This window comes from Candidatus Tumulicola sp. (assembly GCA_036490475.1).
GTDB lineage: Bacteria > Vulcanimicrobiota > Vulcanimicrobiia > Vulcanimicrobiales > Vulcanimicrobiaceae > Tumulicola.
In genome coordinates, this window is the sequence record DASXDT010000005.1 from 218,131 (window position 1) to 236,205 (window position 18,075).

Here is an 18,075-nt window from a genome sequence, read left to right on the forward strand (position 1 = left end):
CGCGTCGCGGAAAGCGCAAGGAACCCTGCCCCCCGACCCGACGTTGGTCGGACGTATCCACACTCGCACCGAGCGGGGACCCGACTGCTCGCCACCAGAATCCGGCGTACATGCGATGGTTTGCGGGCATAGCGATCGGCTACGTGGCCCTCATGCTGATTGCCTTAGGTGCGATCCAATTGCTGGCGCGGGCCAACCGCGACCCGGCAGTCGAGTACATCGCCCCGACCGGCGAGTACACGCTGCGCATCTACCGAGACGCCCCCATTCCAGCATTTTTCGGAGCGCATGGTGACGCGCCGGGAGAACTCGAGGTGGACGACTCGGCCGGCCGCGTGATGGACTCCGAGCACGTGCCAGACGTCGAGAGCATCACCGAAATTCAGTGGGAGCGCTACAGGGTGGACTTCCGGTACCGGGATGGCGCCGGCATCTATCGGGGCGCCCTTAACCTGGCGCAGTAGGGCCTAAACGGCCACCGGGATCCCGACGACGCGGCCGATCCGTTCGGCCAGCGACTGCGGCGTGAGCCCAAAGAGAACGCGCTGTTTATCTTGCGAATCGTGCTGCACGAGCGTGTTTCCGACGCCCACACGTTCCACCGCGATCGGCAGGCAGCGGTCTGAAACGAACTCGGCGACGGCCGAGCCGAAACCGCCGTCCAGCGAATGTTCTTCCAGCGTGATCAGCAGATCGTGATCGCGCGCTAACTCGACGATCAAATCGCCGTCGAGCGGCTTCGCAAACCGCGCGTTGACGATCGTCGGCAGCGAACTCGTATTTCCGCCGGCTTTCAAGAGCGCGTGTGCGGCTAACGCGATATCGCAGGTCGTGCCGTATGCGAACACGGCCACGCCCGTGCCGCGACGAAGCACTTCGGCCTTGCCCTGCACGATCGGCGCGTGTTCCGCTTCGTCAACACAGCTGCTCGAACCGCGCGGATACCGAATGGCAGCCGGAGCGGCAATCGAGAGCGCGTGCTCCAGCATGGGCTGCAACTCGGCCTCGCAGCGCGGCGCCATCAGCGTAATATTGGGAAGCGTGCGCAGATAGGCGACGTCGTATAAGCCCATGTGCGTCGGGCCGTCGTCGCCGACGAAGCCTGCGCGGTCCATGCAAAACACGACCGGCAGTTCTTGCACGACAACGTCGTGGACGATCTGGTCGTAGGCGCGTTGCAGGAACGTCGAGTAGATCGCGCAGACCGGGCGCAAGCCGCTGGCGGCCAAACCGGCAGCGAAACACACCGCGTGTGCCTCGGCGATACCCACGTCGAAATAGCGCTCGGGAAAGCGCTTTCCGAACTTCGAGAGACCGGTGCCGTCGGGCATTGCGGCGGTGATACCGACGACGCGGTGATCCTTTTCGGCGATTGCGATCATCGCGTCGCCGAACACGTCTTGGAACTTCGGACGCGCCCCAGGCGCGCTCTTTTTCGAACCATCGCTCGGTTCGAACGCATTAGCTCCAACGCCGTGAAACGAGCGCGAATCCCGCTCGGCAGGCTCGTAGCCTTTGCCTTTGATCGTGCGAACGTGCACGAGCACCGGGTGTTTAAAATCTTGCGCCGTGCGCAGTGCGTCGACCACCACATCGTAGTTGTGGCCGTCGATCGGGCCCATATAGCGGAAACCTAGCTCTTCGAAGATGACCGCGGCCTTCTCGGTGGGCGAGATGAATCGCATTGCGCCGAGCTCGGCCGACTCGATCGCCTTTTTGGCTGCGCCGCCGAGCGGAATGCGATCCAGCACCATCTTGCCGGTCTTGCGCGCCAACTTGGCAAACGGTTTCGAACGTAAGACCGAGAGATACGCCGCGATCGATCCGACGTTGGGCGCGATCGACATCTCGTTGTCGTTCAGCACTACTATGAACGGGCCACCTGAGGCTCCAGCGTTGTTGAGCGCTTCGTAGGCTAATCCACCGGTCAGCGCGCCATCGCCGATGACCGCGACGACCGTCTCGCTGCCGCCCATGAGATCGCGCGCCTGGGCCATGCCCAGCGCCGCCGACACCGACGTGCTCGCGTGACCGGCACCGAATGCATCGTACGGCGATTCGGATCGCATCGAGAAACCAGAAAGACCGCCGCCTTTACGAATCGAGCCGAAACGATCGCGACGACCGGTGAGGATTTTGTGGACGTACGTCTGGTGGCTGACGTCCCAGACAAGCTTATCGTTCGGTAGATCGAGCACCGTGTGGAGCGCCAGCGTGAGTTCGACGACGCCGAGGTTGGGCGCGAGGTGCCCGCCGTTAACGGCGCACGTTTGCACCAGCATCTCTCGAATCTCGGCGGCAAGGAGGTCGATATCTTCGCGATCCAGGCGTCGTACGTCGGCGGGTGACTCGATTTTCTCTACGATCATGTCGATTGGGCGCGCTTCGGCGAAGCCAAACCTATCTCCCCGGCCAGCGCGTAGCGTACTATTTGCGCCGCCCGGCGCGCGTACGACGGCGCAAATCGCGCCAGCCAAAGGGCCTGCGGCCAATTCCAGGGGCGCAGCATTGCCGTAGTGGGCCGAATCCAATCCGCCGAGAGTTCCCGCTCGGGCGTATCGAGGACGACGCGAACCGCGGCGACTGCGTCCGAACGAAGCAACGCCGTTTCCATATCGACGCCCGCGAAACCGCAGCGCGCCCATCGCGCTCGTTCGGATCCTCGAACGATCGCATCCGACGTGAGCATCGGGTCGGTAATGGGTTCGAAGCCGAGCGCACGTGCCGCAGCAATCAGCGCGCCCACCCATTGCGGATCGCACGCACGACGCGTTCCGTCGGCGAGCCCAGTTTCGGTTGGAATCAACACCGTGCCGCTTGGAACGTCCTCGCGCAATCCGCCGGCGATACCGCAACTGATTGCCGTCGCGATGCCGTGGCCGTCGAATTCGACGAGTGCGATGCCGGTTTCGTAAACGCGAACGCCGTCGACCTCCTTACGCGCGGCGTTCGCTTCTAAACGCGTCGCCGCAACCACGGCGACGCGATCGATTGCAGGATCTACGATGACTTCAGCTTGTGCAGGACGACCTTATTGCCTTCGGTATCGTCGATCATTACCATGAAACAGCTCGGGCTTTCGTGCTGCATGACGATCTCGATCTTGTTTGCTTTCAAGCTCTCGACCGTCTTGTCGAAGTCGTCGACCGCAAACAAAATGCAGTTGCTCGGCTGAAACGGCATCATGTCGTTGCCGCTCCACAATCCGAACGTGCTGCCGTCGGAAAGTTCGAACTCCGCGCCGGCATCGCCGTCGAAGATCTTCGTGGGCTTCATCCCGATCACGTCGCGATAGAACGCGATCGCGCGCGGCACGTCTTTGGCCATATATCCGACGAGGTCCATGCCCGTCACGTGAAATGTATTACTCATGGCGATGTTCGTTAAGGCCTACCGGCGAACGTTCCTACGGCAATGAAGCGGGCTCGAAGCGGATGGATCGCCGCATGCGGAGCGATCGTCGCGAGCGCATCGCTGGCGGCGGCGCCGATCGCCAACGATTCGGCTGGAAGTCCGATCACCGTCATCGCCGCGCGCGACCACCCGTTTACCGCGCTGCCGTCAAAAGACGGTTCGACGCTCTTCATATCGATCGTGCGGGACCGCGGCCCGAACGGGATCCTCGTCGTCCATCGATCCAACGGTGCGTATCGCGCCGGAGCGTTCGTGCCGGTCGATGGCGCTCCCACCGGACTTGCCCTGACGCCCGACGGACGGACGCTGCTCGTCGGAGCCGACGATCGCTACGCGGCGCTGTCGGCAACGGCCGCCGAACGCGACGAAATCCCGCCCATTTCGTACCTCCGCAACCATTTCACCAACGCCGCGATCGAGGTCGTTCCATCGATCGACGGCACGCATGCGTTTTTTTCGAACGAGCATGATGACAGCGTCGGGATCGTCGCGCTCGGGGCGACGGCCGGCGGGAATCCATCGCTTACGTTCACCGGTCGGATCGCGACCGAGCACCTACCCGTTGGAATGGCGCTTTCGCCCGACGGCGCGCGGCTGTACGTCACGAGCGAAATTGGATTCGGGCGCCCGGCGGTCTGCGAGAAGGGACGGCACGCCGGCAGCGTGGCCGTCATCGACGTCGCGGCAGCCACCTCGAATCTGCCCAAACACGCCGTTCTTTCGACGGCGACGGCCGGCTGCGGGGCGGTCCGCATTGCGATCGATCCCGACGGGCGGACCGCGTGGGTGACGTTGCGCGGCGAGAATTCCCTGGCAGCGTTCGATGCAAACAAGCTCGTCTCTGACCCAGCGCATGCGCTGCTGCGAAAGGTGCGCGTCGGAGCGTTCCCGGTCGGTTTAGCGCTCGTACGAAACGGCGCCGTCGCGTTCGTGGCAAACTCCAACCGCTTCGATAAAAGCGCCACGAACTCGACGGTGGATGCGGTCGACACTGCTGCCGCGCTATCGGGCGGCGACGCAATCGTACGATCGTATCCGACCGGGGCTTTCCCGCGCGAGCTTCGCGAAGCGCCGCAGCACGACGTCGTCTACCTTACAAACTACAACGGCGGAACCGTCGAGGTTATTCCGATCCAGTAATCGACCGGGTTGCCAGTCGCGCCGCGTGCCGGTCGAGCGTTGCGCGTAGATCGTCGGCCAGATCGTCGATTTCGGCTCGTATCGAATCCGCAGTTTGTCGCGCCACTCGCACGCCGGCCTCGATTGCGGTGAAGTTACGCTTGAGTTCGCCGAACCGTTTCGCTGCGATATCCAAGCGTTCGACGTGTTCGCCCACGACGGCGGCGTCGAGCGTTTCCGCCGGTAGCGACTGCATGAGCGCGGCGGCCTGTATACGCGCCGCCGAATACGCCAGCTCGAGCAGCGTTCGGTGGTATTCAACGTCGGCCGCCGGGTCTCCAAACGACGGGAGGTAGACGACGATTCGCGACGGTCCGTACAATGCGATCGGCCGGGTCGTGACTCTTGGGTTCGTTAGCACGCCGATTCCGACGATCGCTTCGCGATTTTCCATCGCAACGTCGAGTTGGTCGCACAGTTTCTTCACGGTGATCGCGGCCGTCTTCGCCTCGATCACGATGCGAGCGTCGGCACCGCGCGTGACGCTGCCGTCGACGATCGACACGAAATCACCGACTTTGGAATTGAGCAACGCTCCGGTTTCGCAAGAACAGTTTTCGAACCGGTCGCCCAGGCGGCCGGCCAGTTCGCCCACGCACGTTTCCACCACGTCTTCTAAGTCGTATCCTTTATGCACTGAAATGCTCCGTTGACGCTGCGCGGCGAACGCGCCCTCGATCGACGCACGCAATTCGATTTGACCGCACCGCACCTCGTGTAACGCACTCGCGATCGCGCCAAGTGGCCCGGCTGCATCGTTGACGTTGAGCGCGCGGACGATCGGTTCGAGCGCATCGGTGACGCGCCGGCGCACGTCGATGCCGACGGTGTCGCGCAGCGACTCGCCGAGTTCGGATGCCACGCGGCCGTCGCGTCCGAAGTACTGCTCGCACAGACCGTCGACATGCCGTCCGATGAGGACCGGAACGTCGGTCAAACGAGCCGCCGCCGAAGCAACCGCAGCCTGCAAGCGCTCGTCGAGTGCGAACATCGTGGCCGAACCGCAGGCCGCGGCCAGCGCGCGCGATCCGAGAACGAAGGCCTGCTCGGCGGCGGCCGGCCGATTGTGCGCGTCCATCGCGGCGAAGTAGTCGACCACCGCGGCATCGACGGCGCGAAGCCGGTCGACGTAGACCGCGTCGTCTTGACAGCGAACGTGTGCGCTAGGGAGTGGGGTCGGTTCTCCCAGCTGTTGCGGTGCGGCGTTCATGCTCCGACGTTACCGGTTCGGAGTGCCAACTGGGTGGCCGCTTTGCACGATACAAGACGTGCCGCTGCAAACGATGTCCGGATTCTAACCTGGGATGGTCGAAATCGTCTGCCGGATCGTAGGTCATCTCGAGACGTTCCATCACGGCGCGCGAGCGTCGATTGATCGATGCCGTGATCGCTGCGATTTCGGGAAGATGGAGCCGCTCGAACGCAAACTGCATGGCTGCAGCAGCGCCCTCGCTCGCGTATCCATGCCCCCAGGCTTCGACCGGCAGACGCCAGCCGATTTCGTGGACCGGCGTAAAGTGCGCTTCGAACGGAATGGGCTGCAGTGCGATGATGCCGGCAAAGCCGGCGTCCTGTTTGCGTTCCAGAACCCACCAGCCGTACCCATCGCGCTCGAATGCGGTCCGCAGCCGTCCGCCACCTCCAGCGATTCTTCCCGGCTCGCGACATCCTGGAAAAATTCCCGCACGCGAGGATCGGCATTCATAGCGATCCACGCCTCGACGTCGTCGTCACGCCAGCCGCGCAAACGAAGACGCGGCGTTTCCAAAACCGGTGGTTGCTGCACGCCGCATGATTCGTGAACGGGCCGCACGATTCGTTCTCGTGCGGCCCGCAAAGGAGTGGCTTAGCTGGCGGATCCGCCTTTGCCGTTGATTCGGATCTCCGGGTGATATCCGCTCCAGCACGGCGTGTCGAGCTGCAGGCCCTGCGTCCCGTTGCCGGTTCCGTTGCAATAGAAACTCGGGTTCGTGTAATACACGAACACACCGTTGGGATCGAGCGGCGTGCCGTCGAAGCCGCCGTCGCCCCACGCCGAAACGTTCAGCGCGTCGTAACCGCAACCACCCGGCCCGGTGAAGCACTGGGTGCCCTGTCCGTACGGCTGGTAGCCCGAGTCGCTCGTGTTGTAGGCGACCGTCGCAATCACTTGTTGCGGCAGGTCCGTCTTCGGAATGCTAACGTTGAAAACGATCTTGTTAGCGAAGCCGTTGTCGCACTCTTTATCGACCTTTCCGACGAACTTGCCGGCGTTCGGGCCCTGGCAACGCGGATCGGACGACGGCCGGAACGGAATGTTGAACGTTTGGGTGTCTTGCACTAGCACGTCGCCCGGCGCAGGATTACCGCTCTGATCGGTGGTCAGGCTGTAAATCTTGAGCGTGACCGGTTCCGAGAACGTCGCGCCAGGTGTCGTGCTGCACTCGGTATTCCAGAATCCGCTTTCGCAGCCCCACGAATCGAGAATCACCGAAACTTGCGTCGGGCGCGCGTTATCTTCGGCGAGATTCATTCCGTCGCCAAACTCGTCGACGCTGCAGCACTCGAAGCCTTCGCTCGCGATGTCGCTGCTGGTTTTGCCGTTCTTGTTTGCGATGATACTGTCGTACAACGCCTCGGCCGCATCCGGGCGAACCGGCTGAAAAAGCTTAGCGATTCCAACCGGCGTTCCGATCACCGCATGATTCCGGCCGTGCCGAAGCGCGAGCATCGCTTTCGCCTGCGGTGCGATGTGGGTGGTAACCGCGGGATGCGACGCCTGCTGCGTTGCGGTCGCCGGCAACGCCGATCCGGTATTGGTCTGGGAACACGCAGTCAGCAACGCTGCAACGGACAGAGCGGCATACGGAAATGCACGCCGGCTCAGACGGGTAAACATAGAAAAGCCTCCGCATGAAAAGACGGTGGATAGAAGGCCGGTCCCTTCCCACCGCAAGAGTCTAGTCCCTTTAGACTAGGCGTTTGCTTGCTAGGTAGGCTTACGCCGCCCCATTTTCTCGATACCAGATGGTGCTGCGTTCCAGCGCGTCGCGCACCGGCGACGCCTGAAACCCGAGCTCTCGACTCGCCTTCGAGGAGTCGGCGTACATTCGCTCGCGCGACATCCGTACGCCCTCCAGCGGTGCGAACGGGACCGCGCCCACGTCGATGCGGCAACGCAGCTCGTCGACCGCGGCCACCGCATACGCCAAGGCGTACGGCGCGCGGAACCCCGGCAGCGGACGGCCCGTGACCTCGGCCAATAGGCGCCACACTGCGTCCATCTCCAAATTCTCACCGCCCAGCACGTACCGTTCGCCCGGCCGGCCTCGCTCGAGTGCGGCCACGTGGCCGCCGGCGACGTCCTCCACAGCCACCAGATTCATGCCGCCTCCCAGTGGCGGCATCGCTGCGATCTTACCGCGCGCGAAGTCGCGCACCAATTTTCCGGTTGGGGTCGGTTTCCAATCGCCCGGCCCGACCGGCGCCGTCGGCAACACGGCCACGACCGGTAGTCGCGAGGCAAATGCCGCTCGCTCTTGTTCGACCTTCGATGCGTGATAGTCGCCTCGCCGGGCCGCAAACGGCCGGTCGAGCGGGTAGCAGCTCTCGTCGGCAGGTTCGGAACCGCGAGCATGTCCGATCGTCGCCGAACTCGAGGTGAGCACGGCGCGCTCCACTCCGGCTAAATGCGCGGCCGCGAGGAGGCTGGCAGTGCCACCGACGTTCACATCGTAAATGCCGGCCCGTTCGTAGGGTGAGAACGAATATAACGCGGCGGTGTGCACCACATAGCGGCAACCGTCCAAGGCGTGGGCGAAATCGCCGGTTCGCACCAAATCGCCGTTGATCCACTCGACGTCGTCGTCGAATGCGATACGCGATTGGTCGCGCACCAGCGCGCGGACGTGATACCCGGCCGCCAGCAACGCGCGCAGAACGTGCGCGCCGACGAACCCGGAAGCGCCGGTTAAAAAGACTCGATCAGGTGCCAACGGCCGCGCGGAGCGATTCGCGCAGGGATCCCGTCGTGCGGATCACGGCGGTCGGCTCGTAGCCGCAGTGCGCCATGCAATTATTGCACGATTCGTGCTTGCCACGGCCGTATTTGGACCAGTCGGTTTCGTCGAGAAGCTCTTGGTAGGTCTTGGCGTAGCCTTCTTTGCTCATCAAATAGCACGGGCGCTGCCATCCGAAGACCGTGTAGCACGGAATGCCCCAAGGCGTGCACTCGAAGTCGACCTTGCCTTCGAGAAAGTCGAGGTACAAGGGGCTGTGGTTGAGGCGCCACTTCTTACGCTTGCCGCCCGCGAAGGCTTCCTTGAACACTTCGTGCGTCCGCGTCACGCCCAAGAAATTCCCTTGATCCGGCGCCTTCTCGTAGGCGTACGCCGGGGAAATTTGCATCATGTCGACCTTCAGATCGTCGTTGAGATAGTCGAGCACCGCACGGACCGACTCCGGACCGTCCTTGTCGAAGAACGTCGTGTTGGTGTACACGCGAAAGCCGCGCGCCTTAGCTTCTTTGATGGCCTCGACGGCTTTGTCGAACACACCGTCCCGGCACACCGACTCGTCGTGGCGTTCGCGCGTGCCGTCGATGTGGATCATCCATGCGAAATAGGTGGACGGCTTGAACTTATCGATCTTCTTTTTGAGCAGCAACGCGTTGGTGCACAAGAACACGAATTTCTTGCGCTTTACCAGCTCTTCGACGATCTGCGGCATTTGATCGTGGACCAACGGCTCGCCGCCGGCGATCGAGATCATCGGTGCGCCGCACTCTTCGACCGCGGCAATGCACTCCTCGACGCTCAGCCGGCGACGCAGAATGTCGTCGGGGTGCTGGATCTTTCCGCAGCCGGCGCAGGCCAGATTGCATTGCAGCAGCGGCTCGAGCTCGAGAACGAGCGGATAGCGCTTCTCGCCTTTGATCTTTTTTGTCGCGATATACTTCGCGACTGCAACGGATTGTTGCCACGGCATCGACATGGTGTGCGAAATTACCCTCTTACGGTGTCGAGGCCTGCCCAGAGGCCATTGGCTCGAGCAAAGCCTGTGTCCGGGTCTGCCGGTCGGCGAACGCCAATGCGATCGTCGGAAACAGATGCCGGTATAGGTGATAGTTGATGTAAAAGTCTCGCGGAAAGCCGGTTCCGGTCGCTTCGCGTTCGTCCCACGAACCGTCCGCGCGTTGGCGTTCGCACAAGTAGGCTAAACCCCGGCCAACGGCATTATGTTGCGCGTATCCAGCAATTTGTAGTGCATTCACGGCCCAGCCGGTCTGCGAGGGCGTACTGGCGCCAACGCCGGCAAATGACGGATCGGCGTAGGAATGACAGCTTTCCCCCCAGCCGCCGTCCGGGTTTTGCACCTGCAGGAGCCACTCGACCGCCCGCTCGATCATGTCGCGTCCTTGACCGATCGCGACCAACGCCGAGATGACGCACCACGTACCGTAAATGTAGTTCACGCCCCATCGGCCGAACCACGAGCCATCGGGCTTTTGTTCCCGGCGCAAATACTCCAAGGCGCCCGCGACGTAGGCGTCGTCCGGCGCGTATTGCATCGCAGCCAACATCTCCAGGACATGCGCCGTGACGTCTTCGGTCGGAGGATCGATCATCGCGCCGAAATCCGAAAACGGCATGTGATAGAGCATCTCGCGCGTGTTGTCGCGGTCGAACGCCGCCCACGCACCGTTGCGCGAGCGCATGGCCAGCGTCCAAATGCGCGCGCGATCGACTGCATCGGCAACCGCCGAAGGCTCGCCGCCTTCGAGCAACGCCAGCACCACGATGGTCGTGTCGTCGACATCGGGATATGCGTCGTTGTCGAACTCGAACGCCCAGCCGTTGCCACGCGTTTCATCGCAGTGAACGCGCCAATCTCCGGCCGCGTCGTTCGGAATTTGTTCGGCCAGCATCCACTCGACGGCGCGTCGCACGGCCGGATGCTGCGCGTCGAGTCCGGCCCACACTAGCGCGCGCGCGGCCCACGCCGTATCCCACACGGGCGACATGCAGGCTTGAAATCGCCAGCCGCGTTCGTCGTCGATCACGAAGCGTTCGCACCCCGCCAGTCCGCGCCGCATCGATTCGTCCTCCATCGGATATCCCATGACGGACAACGCGATCAACGAGTACACCCACGGAGGCTGAATGCCGCCCCAACTGCCATCGGCTTCTTGGCGTTCGACGATCCACTTCGCGACCGCGCGTTGCGCGTGCGCGCGCAAGGGTTGCCAAGGGAGGCGTTCGTACCACTTGAGAAGCTTTTCTACGGCCATCATCCAGCCCGAGCCGCGTACCTTGTGCAGTTCCGGTTCGCTGCCGGGGACAACGATTTCGGAGATGTCTACGCCCAGCTCGCGCACCGGTCGCATCGATACCACGATGGTCAGCGGTGCCACGGTCCCACGCGCCCAGCACGCAAAATCGTATAAATTGAACGGCATCCACGGCGGAAAATAGACCAACTCGGGGGGCAGCGACGGTACGCCCTCCCACGGATATTTACCGAACAGTGCCAGCCAGATTTTCGTGAAAACGCGCGCGTTGGTGACACCGCCGAGACGCAAGATCGTGGCGAGCGCCTTGGTCATTTCGGGTCGAGCGACGTCGACGCCCAGCACTTTGAGCGCGATGTAGGCTTCGATCGTCGTACTCACGTCCGCCGGCCCGTCGTAATACAGCGCCCACGAACCGTCGGAACGCTGATGGTCGAGCAAATGCACGACCGCGCGCTGCGCGATTCCGTTGACCGAGATGCCGAGAAAGCGATACAACAAGACCTGTTCGGCCGTCATCGTCACGTTGGTCTCTAATTCGCCCGACCACCAGCCTTCGGGCGACTGACGTTCCAGCAACCATCCGACGGCTTTGTCGAGCGCGCTTCGCGAACCGTTCATGCGGGGGCTCCAGCGGTTTCGCGCACTAACGCGGGCGACAGGCCGTCGAGAACGGCGCGCGCCGCGATACGGCCGCTCCGCACGGCCGATTCCATCGTGTCCGGCCAGCCGGTTTCGGTCCAAGCGCCGGCGATGGCGATGGCGGGATCGGACGTACGTTGTACGGGACGCTTCGACCCAGGACGCGGAAGATAGGTCGCCTCGGGATTACGCGTAACGGCCGAATCGATCAAATGCACGCGGTCGGGAAGCCGCAAGAACGCGCGTACTTCATCCCACGCCAGCGCTTCGAGCCGTTGCGTCGGAAGCCGCAAGTACTCTTCGGCTGCGCTACAACTGCAACACAGATATCCGGGCGCCTTTTCGAAAATCCACTGCAGCGGCGAGTCGAGCGCGGCCGCAAAATCGTACCCGATGCTGGGACCGTCGTGCCACAGGTGGATGTCGACGATCGGGAACGGTACGAACGCGTCGAGTCCTTCGATACCGTATCGTTCGGGAGTTTCGAGCATGCTGGTGAGCCCGCGCGGCGTCACCGCCAGCACGGCAGCATCGAACGTCCGCGTCTCGCCGCCAAGCAACTGCAACTCTACGCCTGCGTCACCCGTCCGCACGCGGGTTACCGCGGTCGACGTATGCACCGCCTCCGCGCGTCGCGCCGCCGATGCGGCAATATGGGCGAGCGGAACGTTGGAAAAACCGAAACGCGCCGCCGAGGAATCGCGCAAAAACGCGGTCGTCAACACGAACATGGCGTCGGCGTTGTCGACACGGTCGAACGGAGCGTTGAGCGCCGGAATAAAAAACGGATCCCAAAAACCGCGTCGCGCGCCTTCGCCCTGGCCGGTCGACTTCAGCCATGCCTCGAACGTTCCCGAAGCGGGCTTGCGTGTTAGGAGCGCGGATGCCAACGCCCGCGCGACTTGCAACTTACCCGCGATGTCGAGATGCGGGTAGCGCACGAACGAGGCCAGCAAGTGGAACGGAGCCGGTACATTCGCCGCGCGCAGCCGGCCGGTGGTGCCGTTTCGCGCCAAGACCATCGCGTCGAACCGCTCCTGCACGTGAAGTGCGTCTCGCATGCCGGCCCGGTCGACGAAATCGACGAACTCGGTGCAACACGCCAAAAACACGTGCTGACCGTTATCGACTTCGCGTCCACCGACTTCGAACGACGTAGCGCGCCCGCCCAGCAGCCTCGACCGCTCGAACACTTCGACCGCGACGCCGGCGTCGGCCAAATCCATCGCCGCCGCCAACCCCGCGAGACCGGCACCGACGACGGCTACGCGCTGCTGAGCCACGACCGCACGACGACGCGCAACTTTTCGGTTTTCGACAGCGCGGCTCGCGCGCGTAGCGGAAGCGCCGGATCGCGTTCGATCTTCTTCAGCAACTCCTGGTAGATGCCGGCCATCGTTTGTACGCAGGCCGCCGGGCGGCGCGGGATATAGTTGAGCACTTGGTAACCGCTCACGAAATACTCGTGCGCGCGGCGCGCGTAGCCGGCGACGAAATCGTTCCAACGCGGGGCAACCGTGCCGTCGGCGAAGCCGGCTTCCGCAATGCCGTAGCGTTGCAACTCATCCTGCGGCAAGTACACCCGATTCATATCCACCGCATCTTCGCGAACGTCGCGCAGAATGTTAATCAGTTGCAAGGCCAAACCTAAATCATCCGCCCGTTGCAGCGCCACCGGATCGGTGAAACCGAAGATTCGCACGCACATGCGTCCGACCACCGAGGCGACCAGATTGCAGTACTCGCGGAGTTCCTCGAACGACGCGTAGCGCGCGTGGCTAAAATCCATCTCGACGCCGTCGACCAACATCTGCAACTCGCGCTCCGGAATCGAATAGCGCTGCATGGCTTCGGCCAGAACGTGCAAGATCGGATCGTCCCCGGCATCACCTCGGCCGGCCCGGACGATGCGGTCGCGATGCACCAGCAGCCGCTGCGGAAGGTTCTCGACCCCGCCCGAGTCCGCTTCGTCGTCGACTTGGCGTGCGAAATTGTAGAGCGCGTAGATGGCCATGCGCTCGTGGTATCCCAGCGAGATAAATCCCCAATAAAAATTGCCGGCTTCGCGCCGGGCCATATCGCGGTTGAAGCGCTCGGCGCTTTGCAATCCTGCCATTAACCCGCCGCCAACGCGCGCACCGCGAGCGCCAGCTTCACCGGCGTCGGAACGCTCGGACGGATATTGACGGTGTCGTAGTTCACGCGTTGGATCGCGTCGCAGATCGCCCGGCCGCCCAAGCGATAGAGCGCCAATTGCAGACGCAACGCCATCGGCGCCCGGCGTTCCAACTGCAGGCCCGACTCCAACAGCGTGCGGGCGCGATTCACCAGAGATTCGACTGCGAATGCCACACCGCCGCTACGTACGTCTTCTTGCAGCAAGTACGAACGTCCGATCTTGCGATCGCGGCTGACATCCTGCGCGTGATTGGCCAGTTGCAGCCCGACGCAGACGTCGTCCGACCAGCGTTGGTTCTCTTCGCCGGCGATACCGAACACGTGCAACACCATACGCCCGACCGGCGCAGCCGATAGCATGCAATATCCCAAGAGTTCGGGCCATGATTCGTACGATGTCACGCGTTGATCCATCAAATTCGCTTCGATCAAGTCCAAGAACGGCTGCGCCGGAATCCCGCACCGGGCGACCGTCTGCGACAGCGCCAGCAACACCGGGTGCACCGGCGCGACGCCTGCGAACGCATCGCAAACTTCGGAACGCCAACGCTCCAATCTCGGGACGGCTTGTGCGCTCGCACTTTCGTCGCCGAGATCGTCGGTGGTCCGGCAGAACGCGTACAAACGCGCCAGGTCGGTACGACGGCTCCGGTCTACGAAGGCCGATGCGACGCTAAAGTTTTCGTAATGGCGTCCCGTTAGATACCGGCAGTAGGCATCGGCGGCATCCAAGGTGAGGCCGGCCGTCGCGGAGGGTTCCCGCATAACCGGCTTCCTCTTTCCCCCCGTTGCGTGCCGAACCTCCGCCGTCAATCGTGCGGCTCCGCTCGGTGAAGACGTTGCGTGCGACGTAAGTCCGCAATCGTTCGCGCACCGATGCAGAACATCGCCACGCGCAACGTTTCGATCAACTCGCGCGCTAAATTAGCCGTTTCGACCGTTCCTGCATCGGCCGCCCGCAAAAAGGCGCCCGCCACACCTGCGAAATCCGCGCCGAGCGCGATCGCTTTGGCGACGTCGATACCGTTGCGAATTCCTCCGCTCGCGCCGATCGTCGCGTGCGGCGCGACCCGGCGAGCATCCACCACACAACGCGCCGTTGGTATGCCCCAACCCGCAAACGCTCCGGCAACGCGCGCGCGCCAGGGTTCGGCGATACGAAATCGCTCGACCTCGCTCCACGATGTTCCGCCCGCGCCGGCCACGTCGATCCCGCGTACGCCGGCATCGATGAGGCGACGGACGGTATCCGGGGCGATTCCGTTGCCGACTTCCTTCACAATAACGGGCACGCCGACACCGGCGCACACGTCCGCAATCTGCGGCAACAAATTCGCAAAGCGCGTGTCGCCCTCGGGCTGCAACGCTTCCTGGAGCGGATTACAGTGAATCGCCAACACGTCTGCCTGCAATAGATCGACCAAACGACGGCATTCGTCGGCGCCGTAACCTCGATTCAATTGCACGGCGCCGACATTCGCGAAGAGGACGACGCTGGGCGCGATCTCGCGCACCGCGAATGTCGAAAGTTGCTCGGGCGATTCGATCAGCGCGCGGCCGGAACCGAGCCCCATCGCTAGGCCGAACGATTCCGCCGTTTCCGCCAGCCGGCGATTGATGCGGGTCGCTTCGGGCGTGCCTCCGGTCATGCACGAAATCAACAGCGGCGCCGCCAACGGCCGACCGAACAATTGGCACGACGTGTCGACCGTAGAAAAATCGAGGTCGGGCAGCGCTTCGTGGACGAAAACGTAATCCTCGAAACCGGCGGTTACACCTTTGGCGTCGACGTCGCATTCGAGGTTGATTCGAATGTGTTCGGCTTTGCGCGACGACGTCGCGCGATCAGGCGGCCTGCGCGACGACGTAGTCGACCACCTCACGAAATCCGCGCGCGGGTTCGGGCGCGGTCAAACAGCGATCGACCGCGGCGGCGGCTTTGGCCGCAATGCGAGCGCATAGCGCGCGATCTCCGCTCGACTCGGCCGCCGCCAGCAGCCGTCCGGCGCGGTCGAATCCGCGTGTGACGAAGGCATCCGCGCCGGCGACGATCGCCCCGGCAGCGAGGGCCGCTCCCGTCAGCGTCGCGCTGCGGCGGCGGACCGATCGGACGCGCTGCAACAATCCGGCGCGGTGGCCGCGGACTTCGAGCTCGACATCGCTGGTGCGGCCCTCGATGGCTTCGAGTACCGCTCGTCCGAGCGAGGCGGCGACCTCCAACCGGCGCGACGCGTTCACAACGTCTTGCGCCAGCGCCCGCAAGGCGAGCGCATACAGGGCATCGCCCGCGTTCAAGCTCTGCCCTAAACCCCATCGCGCGACGAGCGACTCGCTGCCCTCGGCCGAAGCGCCGTCGACCAATTCGTCGTGCAGCAGCATGAAGCGGTCGAACAGATCCATTGCCGCGGCCACCGGAACGGCGTCTTCGATCGGACCGCCGCAGGCGTCGCAGGCCCACAACACGAGGGTCGGCCGAAGCAACGCGCGAGCCTGTGCGCCCTCCGACGAACGTTCGATGATCGTCCATGCAGTCGACCGAAGTGGCAGCGCGATTCCTTGCAGATACTGCAGGATGCGGGCACGATAGTCGCCCAACGGAAGCGGCTCGAAGGTCGTCGCCATACGGGGACTGGCCTTCGTCGCCCGCCATCATCGTCCGCTTTGGAGAATTACATGCTGATCGGTTCGGAAGAACACAAACGGCTTTTCTGCGAAACGTTTATCGCGTCGCACAACCGCTACGAACCGCAAGACATGCCGTGGCCGCAACTCGACGACGTTTCGCTGGCGCGTCTGCGCGCGATCCCGATCTGGACGATGGCGCTCGATATCGAGTTCAGCGCCGGTGCGATGCTGCAAGGCTTTTCTACAACCGAAAGCGATCCGCTGGTACGCGATGCGCTGGCGATGCAGGGATTCGAAGAAGATCGCCACGGGCGCATCCTTGCGGAAATGATTCGCCGCTACGGTCTAACGGTCCAAACGAAAGAACCGACTAAAGACCCGACGCGTCGGGCGTTCGTACACTTCGGCTACGACGAGTGCGTCGACTCGTTCGCGGGTTTCGGCATCTTTAAACTAGCGCGCGACGCGCGCATTCTTCCCGAGTCGTTAACGTCGCTGTTTGCGCGCGTACTCGAGGAGGAAGCACGGCACATCGTCTTCTTCGTCAACTGGATCGCTTGGGATCGCGCGCGGAGCGGCTTGACGCCGCCATACATGCAGATCGTGCCGTCCCTCGTGAGTTACGTCGCCGCGATCGTTCGCCGCGTACAAGGCGGCAGCGCTATGGCCGGCAGCGGCAACAACGACGGAAGTGCCGCGATGGGTCTATTTTCGGACGTGATGCGCGATCTCACGCCGGCCAAATTTCTGCGGGCGTGCCTTACCGAAAACGATCGTTACATGCGCTCGTTCGACCGGCGGCTTTTGCGGCCGCGCGTCATACCTACGTTAGGAATGGCCGTACTCGTCGTCATGGAACTGATCGACGCGGTGCGGGCGCTTCTCGGCCGCGCGCAAGCGCGAGCATAAAAACCACACGAACTTCGGAGGACAACAGCCATGGCGTTACGCCGATATGTCATCGAACGCGCGATCCCGGGCGTCGGAACGCTCGAACGCGAGCAGCTGCGCGAAGCGGCCGCAACATCCAACGCAGCCCTCGCCCAACTGGCTCCCGACATCCAATGGGTCGAGAGCTACGTCGCCGGCGATAAGACGTTTTGCGTCTATCTGGCTAAAGACGAAGACGTGATCCGCAAACATGCCGAGATCAGCGGATTTCCCGCCACGACGATCACCGAAATTCGCAAGACGATCGACCCGACCACCGAACGCGCTTAACCCGGAGACGACTTTTCCACGGCGCGGGCCGTTTCGGTTTCGAGCCGGTCCACCGCCGTTCGTAGATCCGTCGCCTCGGCCATCTGCTCGGCTTCCGAATCGTTGCGATCGGGCAGCGTCGGATCGTCTTTGCGTAACGTCTCGAGCAATTCGACGATTTTCGCGGCTTTACGATCGATAACTAGCGCCAACTGCAGTGTCACTTGGGCGCGCTGATCGGCGAGTCGACCCTGCCGGTTCTCGCTGATCAAAATCAGCGCCGCCATCATGAGCGAGAACGTTCCGACGATCAATTGCAGCCACGAAAACGCGCCGGTATCGAAGGGACGATGCAGTCGCCCGGCAACAATATCGACCCCACTCCATAACAGGACGAAGGCAACAAGCGAGTACGCGAACCACGGTCGGCCGATCGTATCGGTCAGCCACTCGATCCCTCGTTGCGAGCGCGGCACCCGCCGTAAATTGTCGGCGTGGATCTCCGCCAACATTTTGACCGCGTTTTCAACCGGGTGCGGACTTTTCTCGTCGTTCATGCCCCCGGGGCC

19 protein-coding genes are annotated in these 18,075 nt (G+C 63.1%); 4 read left to right on the forward strand and 15 right to left on the reverse strand.

Annotated elements, in window-relative coordinates; translation table 11 throughout:
* The first annotated feature begins 110 nt into the window (after positions 1–110).
* Positions 111–464 carry a hypothetical protein gene (locus tag VGF98_04700; GenBank protein HEY1680912.1) on the forward strand — a complete coding sequence of 118 codons (354 nt, stop codon included), beginning with the start codon at positions 111–113 and terminating at the stop codon, positions 462–464.
* Between the two features lie 3 nt (positions 465–467).
* Here the strand turns inward: VGF98_04700 and dxs are convergent, their stop codons facing one another.
* The 3 genes from dxs to VGF98_04715 are packed head-to-tail and all read right to left on the reverse strand — an operon-like array spanning position 468 to position 3,372.
* Positions 468–2,369, reverse strand: a complete 1,902-nt coding sequence (dxs, locus tag VGF98_04705) for a 1-deoxy-D-xylulose-5-phosphate synthase (protein HEY1680913.1) — start codon at positions 2,367–2,369, stop codon at positions 468–470.
* Positions 2,366–2,977 carry a hypothetical protein gene (locus VGF98_04710; GenBank protein ID HEY1680914.1) on the reverse strand — a complete coding sequence of 204 codons (612 nt, stop codon included), beginning with the start codon at positions 2,975–2,977 and terminating at the stop codon, positions 2,366–2,368. The genes dxs and VGF98_04710 overlap by 4 nt, the downstream gene beginning before the upstream one ends.
* 23 nt (positions 2,978–3,000) lie before the next feature.
* Positions 3,001–3,372: a VOC family protein gene (locus tag VGF98_04715; protein ID HEY1680915.1), complete on the reverse strand. Its 372-nt coding sequence runs from the start codon at positions 3,370–3,372 to the stop codon at positions 3,001–3,003.
* A gap of 42 nt (positions 3,373–3,414) precedes the next feature.
* On the opposite strand from VGF98_04715, the gene VGF98_04720 reads away from it, so the two are divergent.
* A complete protein-coding gene (locus tag VGF98_04720; protein HEY1680916.1) occupies positions 3,415–4,554 on the forward strand; it encodes a YncE family protein in 1,140 nt (379 codons plus the stop codon).
* On the opposite strand, the gene VGF98_04725 is transcribed toward VGF98_04720, so the two are convergent.
* The 11 genes from VGF98_04725 to VGF98_04775 all read right to left on the reverse strand — a co-directional run bounded on the left by VGF98_04725 (position 4,538) and on the right by VGF98_04775 (position 16,303).
* Positions 4,538–5,803, reverse strand: a complete 1,266-nt coding sequence (locus VGF98_04725) for a hypothetical protein (GenBank protein ID HEY1680917.1) — start codon at positions 5,801–5,803, stop codon at positions 4,538–4,540. The two genes, VGF98_04720 and VGF98_04725, sit on opposite strands and share 17 nt — an antisense overlap.
* Positions 5,757–6,308 carry a GNAT family N-acetyltransferase gene (locus VGF98_04730; protein ID HEY1680918.1) on the reverse strand — a complete coding sequence of 184 codons (552 nt, stop codon included), beginning with the start codon at positions 6,306–6,308 and terminating at the stop codon, positions 5,757–5,759. Before VGF98_04730 ends, VGF98_04725 begins: the two co-directional genes overlap by 47 nt.
* Before the next feature lie 131 nt (positions 6,309–6,439).
* Complete coding sequence (locus tag VGF98_04735) at positions 6,440–7,471, reverse strand: hypothetical protein (protein HEY1680919.1); 1,032 nt, start codon at positions 7,469–7,471, stop codon at positions 6,440–6,442.
* Positions 7,472–7,571: 100 nt separating this feature from the next.
* Entirely contained in the window at positions 7,572–8,567 is a 996-nt protein-coding gene (locus tag VGF98_04740; GenBank protein HEY1680920.1) for an NAD-dependent epimerase/dehydratase family protein, read from the reverse strand.
* Positions 8,557–9,558: an adenosyl-hopene transferase HpnH gene (gene hpnH / locus VGF98_04745; protein HEY1680921.1), complete on the reverse strand. Its 1,002-nt coding sequence runs from the start codon at positions 9,556–9,558 to the stop codon at positions 8,557–8,559. Before hpnH ends, VGF98_04740 begins: the two co-directional genes overlap by 11 nt.
* Positions 9,559–9,583: 25 nt before the next feature.
* Positions 9,584–11,482, reverse strand: coding sequence for a squalene--hopene cyclase (gene shc / locus VGF98_04750; GenBank protein ID HEY1680922.1), 1,899 nt, complete (start codon positions 11,480–11,482; stop codon positions 9,584–9,586).
* The gene (gene hpnE / locus VGF98_04755; protein ID HEY1680923.1) at positions 11,479–12,786 is read right to left on the reverse strand and encodes a hydroxysqualene dehydroxylase HpnE; all 1,308 of its coding nucleotides are present in this window, start codon (positions 12,784–12,786) and stop codon (positions 11,479–11,481) included. The genes shc and hpnE overlap by 4 nt, the downstream gene beginning before the upstream one ends.
* Positions 12,768–13,619, reverse strand: coding sequence for a squalene/phytoene synthase family protein (locus VGF98_04760; GenBank protein ID HEY1680924.1), 852 nt, complete (start codon positions 13,617–13,619; stop codon positions 12,768–12,770). The genes hpnE and VGF98_04760 overlap by 19 nt, the downstream gene beginning before the upstream one ends.
* Positions 13,619–14,446 carry a squalene/phytoene synthase family protein gene (locus VGF98_04765; protein ID HEY1680925.1) on the reverse strand — a complete coding sequence of 276 codons (828 nt, stop codon included), beginning with the start codon at positions 14,444–14,446 and terminating at the stop codon, positions 13,619–13,621. The genes VGF98_04760 and VGF98_04765 overlap by 1 nt, the downstream gene beginning before the upstream one ends.
* A 44-nt stretch (positions 14,447–14,490) precedes the next feature.
* A complete protein-coding gene (gene fni, locus VGF98_04770) occupies positions 14,491–15,564 on the reverse strand; it encodes a type 2 isopentenyl-diphosphate Delta-isomerase (GenBank protein ID HEY1680926.1) in 1,074 nt (357 codons plus the stop codon).
* Positions 15,527–16,303, reverse strand: coding sequence for a polyprenyl synthetase family protein (locus VGF98_04775; protein ID HEY1680927.1), 777 nt, complete (start codon positions 16,301–16,303; stop codon positions 15,527–15,529). The genes fni and VGF98_04775 overlap by 38 nt, the downstream gene beginning before the upstream one ends.
* 51 nt (positions 16,304–16,354) lie before the next feature.
* Between VGF98_04775 and VGF98_04780 the strand changes: the two genes are divergently transcribed.
* Both VGF98_04780 and VGF98_04785 read left to right on the forward strand, forming a co-directional pair.
* Positions 16,355–17,215, forward strand: coding sequence for a ferritin-like domain-containing protein (locus VGF98_04780; GenBank protein ID HEY1680928.1), 861 nt, complete (start codon positions 16,355–16,357; stop codon positions 17,213–17,215).
* A gap of 30 nt (positions 17,216–17,245) precedes the next feature.
* The gene (locus tag VGF98_04785) at positions 17,246–17,527 is read left to right on the forward strand and encodes a DUF4242 domain-containing protein (protein ID HEY1680929.1); all 282 of its coding nucleotides are present in this window, start codon (positions 17,246–17,248) and stop codon (positions 17,525–17,527) included.
* On the opposite strand, the gene VGF98_04790 is transcribed toward VGF98_04785, so the two are convergent.
* The gene (locus VGF98_04790) at positions 17,524–18,063 is read right to left on the reverse strand and encodes a DUF1003 domain-containing protein (protein HEY1680930.1); all 540 of its coding nucleotides are present in this window, start codon (positions 18,061–18,063) and stop codon (positions 17,524–17,526) included. The genes VGF98_04785 and VGF98_04790 overlap by 4 nt on opposite strands.
* Positions 18,064–18,075 lie beyond the last annotated feature (12 nt).